Origin of the sequence: Aggregatibacter kilianii (assembly GCF_003129965.1) — a bacterium.
GTDB classification, from domain to species: domain Bacteria; phylum Pseudomonadota; class Gammaproteobacteria; order Enterobacterales; family Pasteurellaceae; genus Aggregatibacter; species Aggregatibacter kilianii_A.
Genome location: NZ_NRCJ01000003.1, coordinates 23368 through 40923, shown reverse-complemented (window position 1 = coordinate 40923; position 17556 = coordinate 23368). Strand labels below are relative to the sequence as shown.

Sequence of the window (17556 nt, the reverse complement as noted above, 5' to 3'; positions counted from 1 at the left end):
AAAAACAGTTAAATTTTCGACCGCACTTTTCTTCCCTACGCCTATGAACAAGATTTCCATTCAACACCTTAAACAAAGCCTTCAGCATTTCTTTGCGCGTTATGAGGCGCAAAAGGAAGAAACGCTTTATGCCAAATTTTCGGCAAATCTGTTTACCGAAAACTGGCAGAAAACTGCGTTTTATTTTCAGCAAATCGAGCAGACGTTCTCTCAGCTTGAACAGGTTGGAAGCGACAATCTTGAAGCATGGCAGTTTTACACGCAAAAACTGTCGGCGCAATGCACCGCACTTTCCGATGCCTTAACCCGCCAGCAACAAAATACGCGGATCTTTTCCGCTCATACCAAAGAAGAAAACAAACGTACGGATAAACGTCATCACCCCGTGCACAGCCTGCCGCCGCGTGAACGCTTGGCAAAATATTATGACTATTTAGCTGCGTTTAATGAAAAAATTCAGTTTGAACAGGATCAGGCGAAAAAAGCACAACGGGCAGGACTGCCGTTTGATAAACAAAAACTGGCACAGTTGGAGCAACGCCGCGCCCGCTGTTTAGAAGCCATTGAAATGTTAGAAGAATATTTGGTTTTCATAGAAAATCAGAAATAAGGAAAAACAGAAATAAAAAACCTCGCCGGACATCGCGAGGTTTTTTAGTTTCTTAAGAGCTGATTAGCCGACGTAGCGTCCGACACCGAGCTCATCTTCTTTACGGGTGCGGTTAATCACCATTTGCGGCGATTGCAACACGCGCAGCCCCATTTGGTCTTCGGTGCGCACCACTTCACCACGCAAGGAATTCGTGAAAACATCGGTGATTTTAATATCCACAAACTTACCAATCATATCCGGCGTGCCTTGGAAATTCACGATGCGGTTGGTTTCCGTACGACCGGTCAATTCCATAATGTCTTTCTTCGACGGACCTTCCACCAAGACGCGCTGTTCCGTCCCCAACATGGCGCGACTAAATTGTGCCGCCTGATTATTAATACGTTGTTGCAACAAATACAGGCGTTGTTTTTTCTCTTCTTCGCTCACGTCATCAGGATAATCCGCCGCCGGCGTGCCGGGACGCGCGGAGTAAATGAAGCTGAAACTCATGTCAAAATTCACTTGCGCGATTAAATTCATGGTTTGCTCAAAATCTTCGTTGGTTTCGCCCGGGAAGCCGACGATAAAGTCGGAACTGATTTGAATATGCGGGCGCACCGCTTTCAGTTTGCGAATAATGGATTTGTATTCAATCGCCGTATGACCGCGTTTCATCATGTTCAGCACACGATCGGAACCGGATTGCACCGGCAAATGCAGGAAGCTCACCAATTCCGGCGTATCGCGATACACGTCGATAATGTCGTCGGTAAATTCAATCGGATGGCTGGTGGTAAAACGCAAACGGTCAATGCCGTCAATTGCCGCCACCAAACGCAATAATTCGGCAAAGGTGCAAATGTCGCCGTCGAAAGTCGGTCCACGATACGCATTTACGTTCTGACCGAGCAAATTCACTTCGCGCACGCCCTGCTCTGCCAACTGCGCGATTTCAAATAAAATGTCATCCACCGGACGACTCACTTCTTCACCACGGGTGTAAGGCACCACGCAGTAAGTACAGTATTTATTGCAACCTTCCATTATGGAAACAAAGGCGGTCGGACCTTCCGCACGGGGTTCCGGCAAGCGGTCAAATTTTTCGATTTCCGGGAAGCTGATGTCCACCACGGAACTTTTGCCGCCACGAATTTGGTTGATCATTTCCGGCAAACGGTGCAGGGTTTGCGGCCCAAAAATAATATCCACATAAGGCGCACGGGTGCGAATATGTTCACCTTCTTGCGATGCCACGCAACCGCCCACGCCGATCAATAAATTCGGATTACTTTTCTTTAATTCTTTCCAGCGACCTAATTGATGGAACACTTTTTCCTGCGCTTTTTCACGAATGGAACAGGTGTTTAACAACAACACATCCGCTTCTTCCGGCACTTCGGTGAGTTCCAAGCCGTGCGTGCTGTGCAATAAATCCGCCATCTTAGATGAATCGTACTCGTTCATCTGACAGCCCCAAGTTTTAATATGTAGTTTTTGCGTCATATTGGCTAAAATTTACTCTAATGATTCATAAAAATTGACTGGCTATTCTACAGAGTTGCGCTTTTTCTGGCTAGTTAAAAAGCAGATTTTCTTTAGAATTTTACCTGTTGGGGGTAGAATAAACGCCGGTTTACATCGGCAGGAAATGAAAAATGACGGCAATTCAAAAAGATATTATCGTAGTAGGTGGCGGCATGATTGGTGCGGCTTGCGCCCTGGGTTTAGCGGAGCTGGGTTTACAGATTCAAGTCATTGAACGCGCCCCGTTGCCCGAATTCTCTCCCGACGCGCCTTACGATTTACGCATTTCCGCCATCAGCGCCGCGTCGGTGAAATTATTGCAACAGCTGAAAGCCTGGCAATACATCGAAAAAATGCGCCTCAATCCTTACCGCACTCTGGAAACCTGGGAAATCGAAGGCTTTTCCACCCGTTTCGAAAGCCGGGATCTTAACCTGCCGGAATTGGGATTTATGATCGAAAACAATCTGATTCAACTGGGTTTATGGCAAGCATTTGCCGCCTACCCGAATCTCCAAACCAGTACCAACGTTGCCATTCAATCCATGCAAAAGTGCGGTCAAAATTGGCAGTGTTTTTTAGCCAACAACGAATGTTATGAAGCGTCTCTGGTTATCGCCGCCGACGGCGCCAATTCCCAATTGCGTGACATCGCGGGTATCGGTTTGACGGGCTGGCAATATCGTCAAAGCTGCATGTTGATTCTGGTGGAAACAGAACTGGGTGAGCAGGATATTACTTGGCAACAATTTATGCCTTCCGGCCCCAAAGCCTTTCTTCCGTTATTAGGCAATCAAGCCTGTTTGGTGTGGTATGACGCACCGCAACGCATTCGCGAATTAAAGCAAATGAGCAAAGAGAAACTGGCGGAACAGATTGCACACACGTTTCCGGCGCGTTTAGGCAAAGTGAAAGTGCAAAATGCCAACAGTTTTGAGCTCACCCGCCGCCACGCACAGCAGTATTTTCATCAGGGCATCGTGTTGGTGGGCGACGCGGCACACACCATCAACCCGCTGGCAGGACAGGGGGTAAATCTCGGTTTTAAAGATGTGAGGGCATTAATTGAAGTGATTCGTTCTGCGCTGCAACATCAGGAAAATATCGCCGATGATACGGTGCTGGCACGTTACCAACAAAAACGTAAAACCGACAATTTACTGATGCAATCGGGCATGGATTTGTTCTATAAAGCCTTTAAGGAAGACATTTTGCCTTTAAAAGTGTTGCGCAATTTGGCATTGGCGGCGGCAGATAAAACCCCGATACTGAAAAAACAGGCGTTGCGTTACGCGCTGGGATTTTGATCTGCCGTTACTGACTTAGTGATTCGGCGAATAATACAGTTTACCGATTTCGATTTTCTGGCGCCCGCTTTGTTCACGCCATTTATTGCTGTCGCGTAGGGAATACACGCAGCCGCAATATTCCTGTTGGTAAAAACGTTCGCGTTTGCTGATTTCAATCATGCGTTGCGAACCGCCTTCTTTGCGCCAATTGTAGTCCCAATAAATCACGTCATCATATTTTTCCGCCGCACGATGACCGCAACCATTAATTTGATCCATGTCTTTCCAGCGGGAAATGCCAAGACAACTGGTGAACACCGGAAAACCGTGCTCGTGAGCATATTCGGCGGCTTTCTCAAAACGCATATCGAAACACATAGTGCAGCGAATGCCGCGCTCCGGCTCCCATTCCATACCTTTGGCACGATCAAACCATTCTTGGCGATCGTAATCGGCGTCGATAAACGGAATACCGAATTTTTGCGCAAAGCGAATATTTTCTTCTTTGCGGATCAAATATTCTTTAAGCGGATGGATATTCGGATTATAAAAATAAATGGTGAATTCAATACCAGAGGCAAGAATCGCTTCCATCACTTCGCCCGAGCAAGGCGCGCAGCAGGAGTGTAAAAGCAATTTATTGTGCCCTTCAGGCAGCTCGAGTTTTTCACGAATAAAAGGCGCATTGGGATCTTTACGCGGTTTTTGTTTGCGGGTTTTGTTCGGAAAATTGACCGCACTTTTAGGAGATTGAGTTTGTTCTATCATTTGTTTTAAATAATAAATTAAATTTTATAGAAATCACCCAATTGATAGGTTGTAATTGGTGTCATATATAATTGATATTTTTCAACCAACTCAATAATTTTATTACCGTCAATTAGAGTAATTGTTCTTGTTCCTTCATTTTTTGCATTGATATATGCATCTTTGGCAAAACGAGTAGTCGCAATAAAAATACCATATTCCGCTCTAAACTTATCCATTGCTCCACGAAATTTATCAATTTCAGGCGAGCCGATCACTTGATTTTCATTCCAGCGTTTTGCTTGAATTGCTACACGAGTGGTCCTGAAATCATCAGAAATTGTGTAGCCAAATCCATCTATCCCACCGTCTCTTGTTGCTGAAACACCAAGGCTACTATCAATTTCAACTCCCATCTTTCTGACTAGGGCGCGACAAAACGCTTCAAATTTCTTCGGTTCCATTTTCAGCAATGCCTGTTTTAATTCTTCTTTCCAAGTTTCGCTAGGATCTGTTTCTTCTACGGTGTCTAATTCTTCGAATAGGATTTTAGGGTCATTAATTTTAGTTTTTTTACTTTTCTTACTTCGATTTTTCCATTCAGCATTTGAATAAACATAAATATCTTTATCAATATTCAGCTTTGCGAGATCTTGCATAATCCCTTTTGTTGTTAGTTGAACATCTCCTCTTTTGGGGCAAGTGAGAAAACCAGCCATTTCAAGATTCGTGATGCTAAAATTAAAAACAAAATCAAATGGGCGATACGAACTTCCGTTTTTAGCGGGGCGTGTTTTATCAATAGCTTCTTCTGAAATCACATCAGAATTTCGAAGTTCACTTTTTATCTCATTTCTTGTTGCTTGCCCTCCTAATTCTTGCAAAGTTTTTAGTAGAATAGGCATTAGTATACGTTCTTGTTGGCTTCGGCTCATATCTTCAAATAACATATCTTTAACTCCTTAATAAGATCGAGCTACCGACAAATACGCCAAGGAAATTAACGCCTGCTTATATTCACTTTCTGGCAAAATGGAAATCGCATCCACGGCTTTTTGCGCTTCCTGTTTGGCGCGATCCATGGCGTAGTCTAAGGATTTGTGTTCTGCCATAATCGCTAACACTTCATCAATGGCTTCGCGTTTTCCGCCTTGCTCAATGGCTTCGCGAATTAACGCGGCTTGTTGCGGGTTGCCATGGAGCATGGCGTGTAACAAAGGCAGTGTCGGTTTCCCCTCTGCCAAGTCATCACCCACATTTTTGCCGAGAGCTTGAGCATTGGCACTGTAATCCAATACATCATCCACAAGCTGAAACGCGGTGCCGAGATAACGGCCGTAATTCTGTAATGCCTGTTCCTGTGCCTCATTGCCACCGGCGATAATGGCTGCCGCCTGCGCCGCCACTTCAAATAAACGGGCGGTTTTGCTGTAAATCACCCGCATGTAATTTTCTTCGCTGGTTTGCGGATCATTTACGTTCATTAATTGCTGTACTTCGCCTTCCGCAAGTACGTTGGTGGCATCCGCCATAATGCGTAAAATTTTCAGGGATTCCAGTTGAGCAACTAACTGAAAAGCGCGGGTATAAATGAAATCGCCCACCAGCACGCTTGCCGCATTGCCGAACTCCGCGTTTGCCGTGGCACGCCCGCGACGCATATCGGATTCATCCACCACATCATCATGTAATAAAGAAGCGGTGTGAATAAATTCTACAAAAGTCGCACAGGTAATGGCTTGTTGCCCTGCAAAGCCCAACGCTCTTGCCGCCAACACGGCAATCAGCGGACGAATGCGCTTACCGCCCCCTTGCACGATGTAGAAACCCAGCTGATTAATTAACACCACATCGGAGTTCAGCTGGGCTAAAATTGATTCGTTGACTTGTTGCATATCCGCGTGGCTTAACGCCTGGATTGCCTGCATATCCATTAAGTTTGTTGTATTCATTTTGTTAATTCGACTGATTAAAACCAATAAAATCAGGTCTTGGTGAAACGAAAAAGTAAAGTGCGGTGGATTTTACCTGATTTTTCAGGCTTTCTGAAATCAAACTGCCGAAATTGCGAATTTTTTTATTTTCCCGCAAATAAATTCTTGCTATCCCCTAAAAATTTCCGTAGAATTTGCGCCCTATTTATATGAATTTTATGTGCGAAATGAAACAACATTAGAGCACAATTATAGCGGAGTATTTATGTACGCAGTTTTCCAAAGTGGCGGTAAACAACACCGAGTAAGCGAAGGTCAAGTGGTTCGTTTAGAGAAACTTGAACTTGCAACTGGCGCAACAGTTGAGTTTGATTCAGTGTTGATGGTCGTTAATGGTGAAGATGTTAAAATCGGTGCACCGGTCGTTGCCGGCGCGAAAGTAGTGGCTGAAGTAGTTGCACAAGGTCGTGGCGATAAAGTTAAAATCGTTAAATTCCGTCGTCGCAAACACAGCCGTAAACAACAAGGTCATCGTCAGTGGTTCACAGAAGTGAAAATCACTGGGATTCAAGCATAATTTCAGAGGAGATCAAGTAGATGGCAACTAAAAAAGCTGGTGGTTCAACTCGTAACGGTCGTGATTCTGAAGCTAAACGCCTTGGTGTTAAACGTTTCGGTGGTGAATCTGTATTAGCAGGTAGCATCATCGTTCGCCAACGTGGTACTAAATTCCACGCAGGCAACAACGTTGGCATGGGACGTGACCACACCTTATTCGCGACAGCTGATGGTAAAGTAAAATTTGAAGTAAAAGGCGAGAAAAGCCGTAAATACGTAAGTATCGTTACCGAATAATTTTACTAAAACAGAATAAAATGCCCTGCTTTCATGCGGGGCTTTTTTTATAAGTGAAACAATGAAACAACAACCTTTAGCCGGTTTTTTACTCGCCTTAACCGCCGTTTGTATGTGGGGCTTATTACCTATTGCGTTACAACAGGTGGTAGCGGTGATGGATGCTCAAACTATCGTGTGGTATCGCTTTATCACCTCGGCTATCGGTTTATTCATTTTATTGGGCTTGACGCAAAAGCTACCAAAACCCACCGCACTTCGTCAGCGTTATTTAATTTTGATTATTCTGGGAATCGTTGGTCTTTCAGCCAATTTTTTCTTATTTAATCTGGCATTGAAGTACATTCCGCCCACCAGCAGCCAAGTGCTCAGTCCACTGTCTTCATTTATCATGCTGTTTGCCGGTGTTTTTGTCTTTAAAGAACATATTGGGTTGCACCAAAAAATCGGTTTAGTCATTTTACTCATCGGCTTAGGCCTTTTCTTCAACCAACGTTTTAACGATTTTTTGCAACTAAACGACTACTTCAAAGGCATTATCATTGCTTTATGTGCCAGTTCCTGCTGGGTTGCTTATGGCATGGCGCAAAAACTCATGTTAAACCGTTTCAGTTCGCAACAAATTTTGTTGATGATTTACCTCGGCTGCACCTTGATTTTTACGCCGCTGGCAAATATTCAACAGGTAACAGAATTAAACACCTTTCAGCTAAGTTGTCTGATTTTTTGTTGCTTGAATACCATTATCGCTTACGGCACTTACGGCGAAGCGTTGAATCGCTGGGAGGTGTCAAAAGTGAGCGCCATCATGACGCAAATTCCGATTTTTACCATTATTTTTACTGAAATTTTAACGTCCTTTTATCCGCAACTATTTGTTGACCAACCCCTTAACTGGATAAGCTACCTCGGTGCTATTGTGGTGGTATCCGGCGCACTCCTTTCCGTGGTAGGGTACAAATTGCCCGGTATTTTTGCTGGCAAAATTCGCTAACATGAATAATTTCCCGTATAGTCGTAAAACGTTGGAAAAAACAACCGCACTTTTAGAGACAAATATCCAAACTAAAGGAAGATAAATGAAACAACAACCCCTGTTAGGTTTCCTTTTTGCATTGATTACCGCCATGGCGTGGGGCTCCCTGCCGATTGCCTTAAAACAGGTCGTCACGGTGATGAATGCGCAAACCATTGTTTGGTATCGTTTTGTTGTGGCGACTTGCGCCCTCTTGCTATTACTCGCTTATAAAAAAGCCTTGCCCGATTTCTCCAAACTTGGCTATTTTGCCGGGTTGGCAATTATCGGCGTAATGGGATTAGCGGGAAATTTTTTCTTATTTAACAGCTCGTTAAATTATATCGAGCCTTCCGTGGCGCAAATTTTTATCCATTTATCCTCCTTCGGTATGCTCATCTGCGGCGTACTTGTCTTTAAAGAAAAGCTGGGCTTACACCAAAAAATCGGCTTGGTGTTACTACTCATCGGTTTAGGTTTATTTTTCAACGATCGCTTAGACATTTTTAGCGGACTGAACACCTATTCCACCGGCGTGCTTATCAGCATCAGCGCCGCGCTTGTGTGGGTAGCATACGGTATGGCACAAAAACTCATGCTCAGAAAATTCAGCGCACAACAAATTTTATTCATGATGTATTTCGGCTGCGCCATGGTTTTCACGCCCTTTGCCGAATTTTCACAAGTCCAGGAATTGACGCCATTTGCCTTCGGTTGCTTTATTTACTGCTGCTTAAACACTTTGTTCGGCTACGGTGCTTATGCTGAAGCTTTAAACCGATGGGAAGTGTCAAAAGTCAGCGTAGTTATCACCCTCGTGCCTTTATTTACCATTTTATTCGCCCACATGGCGCACTATTTCGCCCCTGCCGATTTTGCCGCTCCGGAACTAAATACTATTAGCTATATCGGCGCGTTTATTGTAGTATGCGGGGCAATTTTATCCGCCATCGGGCACAAGTTATTCCCATCCCGACCATAAGTGCGGTGCAAATTTTCAGTATTTTGGAGAAATGAAATGAAATTTATTGATGAAGCTTTGATTCGTGTCGAAGCCGGTGACGGGGGCAACGGGTGTGCCAGTTTCCGTCGTGAAAAATATATCCCGAAAGGCGGCCCGGACGGGGGGGACGGTGGGGACGGCGGGGATGTTTATTTGATCGCCGACGAAAACCTGAACACCCTTATCGACTACCGTTTTGAAAAGCGCTTTGCCGCCGAACGCGGCGAAAACGGACGCAGTGCAAATTGCACCGGTCATCGCGGTAAAGACATTACTTTACGTGTGCCGGTCGGCACCCGCGCCATCGACAACGATACGCAGGAAGTTATCGGCGACTTAACCAAAAACGGCATGAAATTATTGGTTGCCAAAGGCGGCTATCACGGGCTGGGCAACACCCGCTTTAAATCCTCCGTCAACCGCGCGCCGCGCCAAAAAACCATGGGTACGGAAGGGGAAAAACGGGATTTATTGTTAGAGTTAATGTTGCTTGCCGACGTGGGTATGCTCGGTTTGCCGAATGCCGGTAAATCCACCTTCATCCGCGCCGTTTCCGCCGCCAAGCCGAAGGTTGCCGACTACCCGTTCACGACCTTAGTGCCAAGTTTAGGCGTAGTAAAAGTGGACGACAATCGTAGTTTCGTGATCGCCGATATTCCGGGCTTGATTGAAGGCGCGTCGGAAGGCGCCGGTTTGGGTATTCGCTTCCTGAAACATTTGGAACGTTGCCGCGTGTTAATTCATTTGGTGGACATCCACCCGATTGACGACTCCGATCCTGCGGATAACGTGGCGATTATCGAATCGGAATTGTTCCAATACAGCGAATCCCTAGCGGAAAAACCGCGCTGGTTAGTGTTCAACAAAATCGACACCATGAGCGATGAAGAAGCCCGTGAGCGCGCAGAAGAAATCACCGAACGTCTTGGCTGGGAAGAAGACTATTATTTAATCTCCGCCGCCACCGGCAAAAACGTGCCGCAACTGTGCCGCGACATTATGGATTTCTTAGAAGCCCATCCTCGCGAAACGGAAGAAACGCCGGTGGAAAACGAAGAAGTCAAATTCAAGTGGGAAGACTACCACCAAGAACAACTGGAAAACGCCGAGTTTGACGATGAAGAAGACGATGACTGGGACGACTGGTCGGAAGAAGATGAGGAAGGCGTGGAAATTATCTACAAACCTTAATCTGATGTAAAAAAAGTGCGGTCACAAAATCCAGTGAATTTTGTGACCGCACTTTTATAAATAAAAGCGACTACACCTCCACCCGCTTCCCAATATCCTTCAAATTGGAGAACTATCGATATGCTATTACATCATAACGATATAATGCATATCGTTCAGGCTTTCTGCTTGCTACTAACTATACGAATGCATAAAATAAGAAATCTAAATACATTCAGGTAGTTATTAAATGCAACAGCACACATTGACACAAGACCAAATCGCAATTTTAGACTTTTGGCATAAGATTGAATTTTTTCTTCCTTATGATTTGCAAGAAGCCCTATCGAAGATTAAAAAAGAAAAGCAAATTTACCAACCTTTTCATTCTCATCAAGTTGAAACTTTGCCAATTAAACAGTTATGGTCTAATCCTTACCAAGAGAAAGATGATGCTGTTGTCGGATTTGAGCTTTTTATTGGTGTTTATAATAAAGATGAATTATCGGCACAATTAAAAGAACTGCTAGATGTAGACGATAGTAGCGATAATGTTCGTTTTATTGGTAATGTACGAGATAGTATTCAGTCAGTCGATGGAAAAGGGTTAAGTTGTTGCGCTCGGATTAACTTAGATGAATTTGGGCGCTTAGACCCCTATAAGTCAGGTAATATCGAAGTTTCCACAGCACCATGGGCAATCGGGCAAATTCGCAAATATGACGGAGATCTGAGTTGTCTTGATTTTGATAGGTTTGATAGTGAAATGAGATTGCTAAAAGACAAGCTTGCTGAATTTTTGAGAACCAATATTGCTTTACAAGTAACAGAAGAAAATCCGTTTCCTCCTCTAAATGGACAAAATGTAGCAAAGCTTATTGACGTAGTTATGAGATGGATGAACTTCCAAACCAACATTGATACACTACCCTTGTTTTATTTATATCCTAAAAAAGGAAAAGTTAAAAAAGATAACAACTCTTCTAATATTCCTCCGTTTGTCGTTGAAGTTGAACATATTCAAATTTCTATTTTAAATAGTTTCTTTGCAAGCGATATTGCAAAAGTTATTCAAGTGGGTAAACAGCAGGGGGAAGTAAGTTCTCCTCTATTTTCCTACCTTTCAAAGGAATACAAACGTATTGATTTATATAACTCTTTAGCAGGCAAAGAGTGCATTATTGAAAATTTAAAGCCTGAATATATTAATCGTGGACATTGGTTCAGTGAAAATACTCATCATATGAGTTTGATGCAACAATTTGCTATCAATACCATTTTCAAAGAGTTGGACAAAAAACAACAAAGCCAATCTCTTTTTTCTGTAAATGGTCCGCCGGGAACAGGAAAAACTACCCTGTTGCGCGATATTTTTGCTGAAAATATTGTGCGTAGAGCCTCTGTATTAGCTGAATACTCTAGTGTAAAAAATACCTTTAAAACAGAGAAAATCAAAGTTAACTTCGGCAAAGCGACTTTTCATTTGTCTGTTTTAAAAGACAATCTTACTGGTTATGAAATGGTCGTTACTTCATCAAATAATGCGGCAGTCCAAAATATTTCCGAAGAACTACCTCAAGTAAAATCCTTGGGTAAAAATTGGCAAGATGAAGCTCAACAACCTAAAATCACTTACTTACAAACTGTAGCAAGAAATGTAATTGCCTGTAAGAAAGAAAAAAAACAAAAAAAATATATTGAGCTTGAACCTAAACAATCGCCTTGGGGACTTATCGCTTGTATATTAGGAAGAAAAGATAAACGAGAATTCTTTATTGATCAATTTATCAATAATCCTGATGAGGAAATAGAAAAAGATAAACCTAATTATTATGACAGCATTCTTTCTTGGGGAGAAAAATATTCAAATTTAAGTTTTTATGATGCAAAAAAACAATTTCTAGAAAAGAGGAATGCAGTTAATCAACATATAGAAAAACTAACTCGCTATATGCAATCAGTTTTGAGTTGGTATGAACTAGAAAAATGCAATTTTGAACAAGATATTCAACTTGCCAAAATAGGAGTTGGGCGTACGACTTCCGAACTTGAAACATTGAAACAAGAAAGAGAGTTGATCGAGCTACGTAAGCCTAATTACTTCATTACGTTATTTTGCCCTCAGAAAAATAAAGCTTACTTAGAAAAAATTGAAAGTAATAATAGGGCGCAAGCTACACAACGCGCTCTTAAAATCAACTTTGAAAGTGGCTTATTACAGGCTCAAAAAAATCAAGAAGAAAAACAACATTTACTTAAAGAACTCACTAAGCTAAAAGAAGAATTACATTGCAGTGATATTTTCAAAGAAAACAAAGTTAAAACACCTACAAATATGCTTGAAGATTTAGAGCAAGATCAATGGCAGATTAGTGGTTTTTGGTCTGATGAGAATCTAAATCAAAAGCGTGCCGAATTATTCCAAGCAGCATTAGTTCTGCACGAAGCTTGGATTGCAGAGAGTATGGATTATGGATTTAAAGCCAATATTTGGGCAATAAACAACCTTATCTCAGGTAAACAACTTCAAGGTGAACAACATAAAGTTGAAGAGGTCGCCTCTGTAATTTGGCAAAGCCTATTTATGATGGTTCCGGTTGCATCCACAACCTTTGTCTCTTTTGGCTTTTTATTTCGTTATCTGGGAGCCAAAAGCCTAGGATGGGTATTTGTCGATGAGGCAGGGCAAGCTATTCCGCAGGCCGCCGTAGGTGCATTATGGCGTGCTAAAAATGCCGTAGTAGTAGGTGATCCATTGCAAATCGAACCAGTATTTACAACTCCTGAAAAATTGACGGATATTTTACTTAATGCAAGCAAAATCAAAGCTGATTTTGAAGTATCGCCACATAAAACATCAGTACAAGTTTTAGCTGATAAAGCAAATCCTTATGGTGCAAATTTAAATTTAGATGGGGAAGAAAAAGAAACTTGGATAGGTAGTCCACTACGTGTACATCGTCGCTGTTTAGAACCTATGTTTTCCATTTCTAACCGTATTGCTTATCAAGGGAAAATGGCGTTTGGTTTAAATAATACATTACCAGACAGAGATCCTTGGTTAATGGAAAACAGTGCATGGATTCACCTCTCAGAAGGTGAAAAACAAGAGGAAAAAGAGGTTGAATTAGTCACGCATATTTTCCGCCAGCTTTGCCTTCAGCGTTATAAAGATAAATTATTACCTCCCGTATATATTATTTCCCCGTTTAAAGGGATGTGCGAGAATATTCGTTTAAATCTTAAGAAAAATAAGAAGTTATGGCAGAAGTTCGGAGTGGATAGCAATGATTGGGTAAAGAAAAATGTAGGAACAGTACATACATTTCAAGGTAAAGAAAGTAGCATTGTATTACTTGTTCTGGGACGAAATAGCTCAGATATTGGTAAAGCGACACCATTAGTCAGTAAACCGAATTTATTAAACGTCGCCGCAACACGAGCGAAAGATCGTTTCTTTATCATTGGCGATTACTATGTTTGGAAAGAAAAATATGAATGTTTCAAGAAGGCGGTCCCCGTACTCAATAATGTTATTGAAGCAGAAAATTTTTTGGAAGGACTAAAACAGAGAGTTGGTGCAATTAAGTAAAGATGAATAAAGCAAGCGGTGAAGTTGGGCATTTTGTTATAAACATCACCGCTTGTTTTTATATCACACCTCCACCCGCTTCCCAATATCCTTCAAATTCGAAAACTGCTCAAGCAACCTAGGCGCATCATCAAGGCTCATGGCAAATGTCCAAAGATAGGTGATAACGGCATAAATGTGCCCGGCTTGTACCCCCTTTGTGGTGGCGAGATTGACTACGGTGACACCGAATAAAATCGCCGATGCCACACCAATCCATAAATAACCCGCCGCTTCGCGATTGGATAAACGAATGCGTAAATGCGCCAGCCAATCATAATGTTTGTTTAAGTGATAATGATCTTTTTGCTCAATGACGGTGACTTCTTTTTCCAAGCGGTCGTTCAATTTTAAATAGAGCAAATCGTTGGTTTTGGCGTATTTCGGTAGTAACAAACCAAAGAACAACAAAATCAAACAAGCCGTCACGCCCGACCAAAATTCCAGAAATAACAACATTACCGCAGCCCCAATAATCGAAAAGCCGGACATCATCAACGTGGGTAAATGTTGTTCAAAGAAATCCACGAATTGACGGGAAAGTGCCACACGCGCCGTAATCGCCGAAGTATCCAAGCCTTTTTCCCGCTGGCTTAATACCACCGGTACGGCAAGTTCCGCATAAATGCGGGCGAAAGCACGAGTGTCCACCGCTCGGCGAGCCGCCCCGATTCCCCAAATAATGATCACCAACAGCGAATAACTGAGCGAGCTCCACACATCCCCGCTTATCATCGCATTCACTGCAAAACTGCCGAACACCGGGTAAGTAATAAAGAGAACGTTCTCTAGCGTTACCAAACTAAAGGTATAAAACAGCCTCTTTTTGTTATTTTTCGCAATAGATTTAATATTCTCCAACGCATTGGAATTGAGTTGTTCCACTTTTCACCTCTAAGAAGTCCTAATTTTTACTAATACAACAAATTATAGTCTTAAAAATAACTAAATCAAGTCAATTTTAAGACTATGTTTGTATTTTAAACGTGATAGAATGAGCAAAATTTGAAAACGCGAAAGGATAAAAATGAATAACTTTGACTTACTCGGCAAACACATTTCGGAAATTGATGATGTGTTGGATAGTTGGGTTGAGCGGACATTCGCCATGAATTACAACTACTTTGCCGTGCTGTATAGCTTAGCGGGAGCGGAAAACGGGCAATGTACGCAAAAGCAGATTGGCGATGAGTGGTATATGCCAAAACAGACGGTGTTTAACATTTGCAAAGAATTCCGTGAAAAAGGCTGGATTGAATTTTACCCAAGCCCGACGGACAAACGCGAGCGAATTATGTGTTTAACGGAATCGGGCAAACAGCAGGCAGAACCGATTTATCGCACAACAATAGACGCGGTTGATCGCGCATTTAAGGTATTCGGCAAGCAAAAAACGGCACAGCTTTTTGCCTTAATGGCGGAATTTAGCGCCGTTTGTCGGGAGGAGATGAATAAATAAAAAAGTGCGGTCATTTTAAAAAACGTTTTTCAAAATGACCGCACTTTTTATTCCCCGCGAGAGAACACTACCCTCTTCGCGCGTTTTTCATAATCCGCTCTTTCGCCACTTTCCATTCGCGTTCTTTAATGTCTTCCCGTTTATCCTGTTGTTTTTTCCCTTTTGCCAAGCCGATTTTGACTTTCGCCCAAGCGCCTTTCCAATATAAAGAAAGGGCGATAAGCGTAAATCCGTCGCGGTTTGCTTTGCCGAATAGGGAATCCAGTTCACGTTTATTCAGTAATAATTTGCGGGTACGGGTCGGGTCACACACAATGTGTGTGGATGCCACGCTTAAAGGTTGGATGGTCGCGCCGAATAAAAAGGCTTCGCCATTTTTGAAAATCACATAGCTGTCGCTTAAATTCGCTTTGCCGGCGCGCATGGATTTTACTTCCCAGCCTTGCAATTCAAGCCCAGCTTCAATTTCGTCTTCAATAAAATAATCATGTCTGGCGCGTTTATTCAGCGCAATGGTGTTGGAACCGACTTTTGCTTTTTTCTTCGTCATATTTTGTTGGAAATTAAACATAAATTGGGGCTCATTCTACCGAATCCGCACAAAGATAGCAAAACCCGCCGGATTGCTATAACATAGCGCCCATCATTGGTAAAACGGGTTACAGCATGAAATATAAAGACTTACGCGATTTTCTGACGCTTCTGGAAAGAAGGGGCGAGCTTAAACGCATTACGCAGGAAATCGATCCTTATTTGGAAATGACGGAAATTTCCGACCGCACTTTACGCGCCGGCGGCCCTGCGCTGTTATTTGAAAATCCGAAAGGATTTGATATTCCGGTGCTGTGCAACCTTTTCGGCACGCCCGAAAGAGTGGCGTTGGGCATGGGGCAGGATGACGTTTCCGCCTTGCGTGATGTCGGCAAATTGCTGGCATTTTTGAAAGAACCCGAACCGCCGAAAGGCTTCAAAGAATTGTGGCAAGTGTTGCCGCAATACAAACAAGTGTTGAATATGCCCACCAAGGTCTTAAACAAAGCGGATTGCCAGCAAATTGTGTTAAGCGGCGATGAGGTGGATTTATCTAAGCTGCCGATTATGCACTGCTGGAAAGATGATGTCGCGCCGCTCATTACTTGGGGGTTAACCATCACGAAAGGCCCGCATAAAAAACGTCAAAACCTGGGCATTTATCGCCAACAACTGATCGGCAAAAATAAATTAATTATGCGCTGGCTTTCCCATCGCGGCGGTGCGTTGGATTTTCAGGAGTGGCAAGAAACACACCCGAACGAGCCGTTCCCCGTTTCCGTAGCATTAGGCGCTGATCCCGCCACCATTTTAGCCGCCGTGACACCAATTCCCGATAGTTTATCGGAATACGCCTTTGCGGGTTTGTTGCGCGGCAATAAAAGCGAAGTCGTGAAATCCATAAGCAATGACCTGGAAGTGCCGGCGGGCGCGGAAATCGTGTTGGAAGGTTATATTGATCCGCAGGAGACCGCACTGGAAGGGCCTTACGGCGATCACACCGGCTATTACAACGAACAGGAATATTTCCCGGTGTTTACCGTCACCCACATCACGATGCGTCGTGACCCGATTTATCACTCCACCTATACCGGACGCCCGCCCGATGAACCTGCGGTGCTCGGCGAAGCGTTAAATGAAGTGTTTATCCCGATTTTGCAGAAACAATTCCCGGAAATCGTCGATTTTTATTTGCCGCCGGAAGGCTGCTCTTATCGTCTTGCCGTGGTGTCCATCAAGAAGCAATATGCCGGTCATGCCAAGCGTGTAATGATGGGAATCTGGTCGTTCCTGCGTCAATTTATGTACACCAAGTTTGTGATTGTGTGCGATGAGGATGTAAATATTCGCGATTGGAAAGATGTGATTTGGGCGATCACCACCCGCTGTGATCCCGCCCGCGACAGCACTCTGATTGAACATACGCCGATCGATTATTTGGATTTTGCCTCACCGGTTGCCGGCTTGGGCTCTAAAATGGGCTTGGATGCCACCAATAAATGGCAGGGCGAAACCCAACGTGAATGGGGCACGCCCATTAAAAAAGATCCTGAGGTGGTAAAACGCATTGATGAGATTTGGGAAAGTTTGAACATCCTTTAGACAAATAATTAACTTGATTTCCCGCTTTAAAAAAGCGGGATTTTTTTAAATAAAACATAATTTTCCGGCTTTATTTCGTTCTTTTTTACGAAAAAACAAATAAATCGTCCTTTTTTGTTAATTAATCTTTACAAAATAAGGATTTTGCGATAAATCCTTTTTCAGACTCTTACGATAATTCATTGCTCACAACAAGGAGAT

General features: G+C 43.1%; 16 protein-coding genes. 10 read left to right on the top strand and 6 right to left on the bottom strand.

Annotation, left to right across the window (positions count from 1 at the left end; translation table 11 throughout):
- Window positions 1-43 precede the first annotated feature (43 nt).
- Window positions 44-610: a primosomal replication protein PriC gene (gene priC, locus DK430_RS02760; RefSeq protein WP_109077594.1), complete on the top strand. Its 567-nt coding sequence runs from the start codon at window positions 44-46 to the stop codon at window positions 608-610.
- A gap of 63 nt (window positions 611-673) precedes the next feature.
- Here priC and miaB read toward each other — a convergent pair whose 3' ends face one another.
- A complete protein-coding gene (gene miaB, locus DK430_RS02755) occupies window positions 674-2098 on the bottom strand; it encodes a tRNA (N6-isopentenyl adenosine(37)-C2)-methylthiotransferase MiaB (protein ID WP_109077593.1) in 1425 nt (474 codons plus the stop codon).
- Window positions 2099-2250: 152 nt separating this feature from the next.
- On the opposite strand from miaB, the gene DK430_RS02750 reads away from it, so the two are divergent.
- On the top strand, window positions 2251-3426 hold the full coding sequence (locus DK430_RS02750; protein ID WP_109077592.1) for an FAD-dependent oxidoreductase: 1176 nt from the start codon (window positions 2251-2253) through the stop codon (window positions 3424-3426).
- A gap of 15 nt (window positions 3427-3441) precedes the next feature.
- On the opposite strand, the gene DK430_RS02745 is transcribed toward DK430_RS02750, so the two are convergent.
- The 3 genes from DK430_RS02745 to ispB are packed head-to-tail and all read right to left on the bottom strand — an operon-like array spanning window position 3442 to window position 6089.
- Window positions 3442-4176 carry an epoxyqueuosine reductase QueH gene (locus DK430_RS02745; RefSeq protein ID WP_109077591.1) on the bottom strand — a complete coding sequence of 245 codons (735 nt, stop codon included), beginning with the start codon at window positions 4174-4176 and terminating at the stop codon, window positions 3442-3444.
- Window positions 4177-4193: 17 nt separating this feature from the next.
- Window positions 4194-5105 (bottom strand): restriction endonuclease, encoded by a 912-nt coding sequence (locus tag DK430_RS02740; RefSeq protein ID WP_109077590.1) that lies wholly within the window; start codon window positions 5103-5105, stop codon window positions 4194-4196.
- A 12-nt stretch (window positions 5106-5117) separates the two neighbouring features.
- Window positions 5118-6089 carry an octaprenyl diphosphate synthase gene (ispB, locus tag DK430_RS02735; RefSeq protein WP_162616801.1) on the bottom strand — a complete coding sequence of 324 codons (972 nt, stop codon included), beginning with the start codon at window positions 6087-6089 and terminating at the stop codon, window positions 5118-5120.
- A 265-nt stretch (window positions 6090-6354) separates the two neighbouring features.
- Here ispB and rplU point away from each other — a divergent pair, with 265 nt between their 5' ends.
- From rplU to DK430_RS02705, 6 genes are all read left to right on the top strand, one after another.
- Window positions 6355-6666: a 50S ribosomal protein L21 gene (gene rplU / locus DK430_RS02730; RefSeq protein ID WP_005695431.1), complete on the top strand. Its 312-nt coding sequence runs from the start codon at window positions 6355-6357 to the stop codon at window positions 6664-6666.
- Window positions 6667-6686: 20 nt separating this feature from the next.
- Window positions 6687-6944 (top strand): 50S ribosomal protein L27, encoded by a 258-nt coding sequence (rpmA, locus tag DK430_RS02725; protein WP_005539872.1) that lies wholly within the window; start codon window positions 6687-6689, stop codon window positions 6942-6944.
- Window positions 6945-7005: 61 nt separating this feature from the next.
- The gene (locus tag DK430_RS02720) at window positions 7006-7938 is read left to right on the top strand and encodes a DMT family transporter (protein ID WP_109077588.1); all 933 of its coding nucleotides are present in this window, start codon (window positions 7006-7008) and stop codon (window positions 7936-7938) included.
- Window positions 7939-8023: 85 nt separating this feature from the next.
- The gene (locus DK430_RS02715; protein WP_109077587.1) at window positions 8024-8941 is read left to right on the top strand and encodes a DMT family transporter; all 918 of its coding nucleotides are present in this window, start codon (window positions 8024-8026) and stop codon (window positions 8939-8941) included.
- Between the two features lie 36 nt (window positions 8942-8977).
- Window positions 8978-10153 carry an Obg family GTPase CgtA gene (gene cgtA, locus DK430_RS02710; protein ID WP_109077586.1) on the top strand — a complete coding sequence of 392 codons (1176 nt, stop codon included), beginning with the start codon at window positions 8978-8980 and terminating at the stop codon, window positions 10151-10153.
- A gap of 229 nt (window positions 10154-10382) precedes the next feature.
- The gene (locus DK430_RS02705; protein WP_109077585.1) at window positions 10383-13724 is read left to right on the top strand and encodes a DEAD/DEAH box helicase; all 3342 of its coding nucleotides are present in this window, start codon (window positions 10383-10385) and stop codon (window positions 13722-13724) included.
- Window positions 13725-13787: 63 nt separating this feature from the next.
- Here DK430_RS02705 and DK430_RS02700 read toward each other — a convergent pair whose 3' ends face one another.
- Complete coding sequence (locus DK430_RS02700; protein ID WP_109077584.1) at window positions 13788-14648, bottom strand: ABC transporter six-transmembrane domain-containing protein; 861 nt, start codon at window positions 14646-14648, stop codon at window positions 13788-13790.
- Between the two features lie 142 nt (window positions 14649-14790).
- Here DK430_RS02700 and DK430_RS02695 point away from each other — a divergent pair, with 142 nt between their 5' ends.
- Entirely contained in the window at window positions 14791-15222 is a 432-nt protein-coding gene (locus DK430_RS02695) for a MarR family winged helix-turn-helix transcriptional regulator (protein ID WP_109077583.1), read from the top strand.
- Window positions 15223-15289: 67 nt separating this feature from the next.
- On the opposite strand, the gene smpB is transcribed toward DK430_RS02695, so the two are convergent.
- A complete protein-coding gene (gene smpB, locus DK430_RS02690) occupies window positions 15290-15772 on the bottom strand; it encodes an SsrA-binding protein SmpB (RefSeq protein WP_109077728.1) in 483 nt (160 codons plus the stop codon).
- Between the two features lie 116 nt (window positions 15773-15888).
- Between smpB and ubiD the strand changes: the two genes are divergently transcribed.
- Entirely contained in the window at window positions 15889-17355 is a 1467-nt protein-coding gene (gene ubiD, locus DK430_RS02685; RefSeq protein WP_109077582.1) for a 4-hydroxy-3-polyprenylbenzoate decarboxylase, read from the top strand.
- Window positions 17356-17556: the final 201 nt, after the last annotated feature.

Coding starts and splice junctions, on each gene's coding strand:
- DK430_RS02745 (WP_109077591.1), bottom strand. CDS start 4,176: ATGATAGAACAAACTCAATCTCCTAAAAGTGCGGTCAATTTTCCGAAC.
- DK430_RS02720 (WP_109077588.1), top strand. CDS start 7,006: ATGAAACAACAACCTTTAGCCGGTTTTTTACTCGCCTTAACCGCCGTT.
- priC (WP_109077594.1), top strand. CDS start 44: ATGAACAAGATTTCCATTCAACACCTTAAACAAAGCCTTCAGCATTTC.
- rplU (WP_005695431.1), top strand. CDS start 6,355: ATGTACGCAGTTTTCCAAAGTGGCGGTAAACAACACCGAGTAAGCGAA.
- DK430_RS02740 (WP_109077590.1), bottom strand. CDS start 5,105: ATGTTATTTGAAGATATGAGCCGAAGCCAACAAGAACGTATACTAATG.
- DK430_RS02750 (WP_109077592.1), top strand. CDS start 2,251: ATGACGGCAATTCAAAAAGATATTATCGTAGTAGGTGGCGGCATGATT.
- miaB (WP_109077593.1), bottom strand. CDS start 2,098: ATGACGCAAAAACTACATATTAAAACTTGGGGCTGTCAGATGAACGAG.
- DK430_RS02695 (WP_109077583.1), top strand. CDS start 14,791: ATGAATAACTTTGACTTACTCGGCAAACACATTTCGGAAATTGATGAT.
- DK430_RS02715 (WP_109077587.1), top strand. CDS start 8,024: ATGAAACAACAACCCCTGTTAGGTTTCCTTTTTGCATTGATTACCGCC.
- cgtA (WP_109077586.1), top strand. CDS start 8,978: ATGAAATTTATTGATGAAGCTTTGATTCGTGTCGAAGCCGGTGACGGG.
- smpB (WP_109077728.1), bottom strand. CDS start 15,772: ATGACGAAGAAAAAAGCAAAAGTCGGTTCCAACACCATTGCGCTGAAT.
- ispB (WP_162616801.1), bottom strand. CDS start 6,089: ATGGATATGCAGGCAATCCAGGCGTTAAGCCACGCGGATATGCAACAA.
- DK430_RS02705 (WP_109077585.1), top strand. CDS start 10,383: ATGCAACAGCACACATTGACACAAGACCAAATCGCAATTTTAGACTTT.
- ubiD (WP_109077582.1), top strand. CDS start 15,889: ATGAAATATAAAGACTTACGCGATTTTCTGACGCTTCTGGAAAGAAGG.
- rpmA (WP_005539872.1), top strand. CDS start 6,687: ATGGCAACTAAAAAAGCTGGTGGTTCAACTCGTAACGGTCGTGATTCT.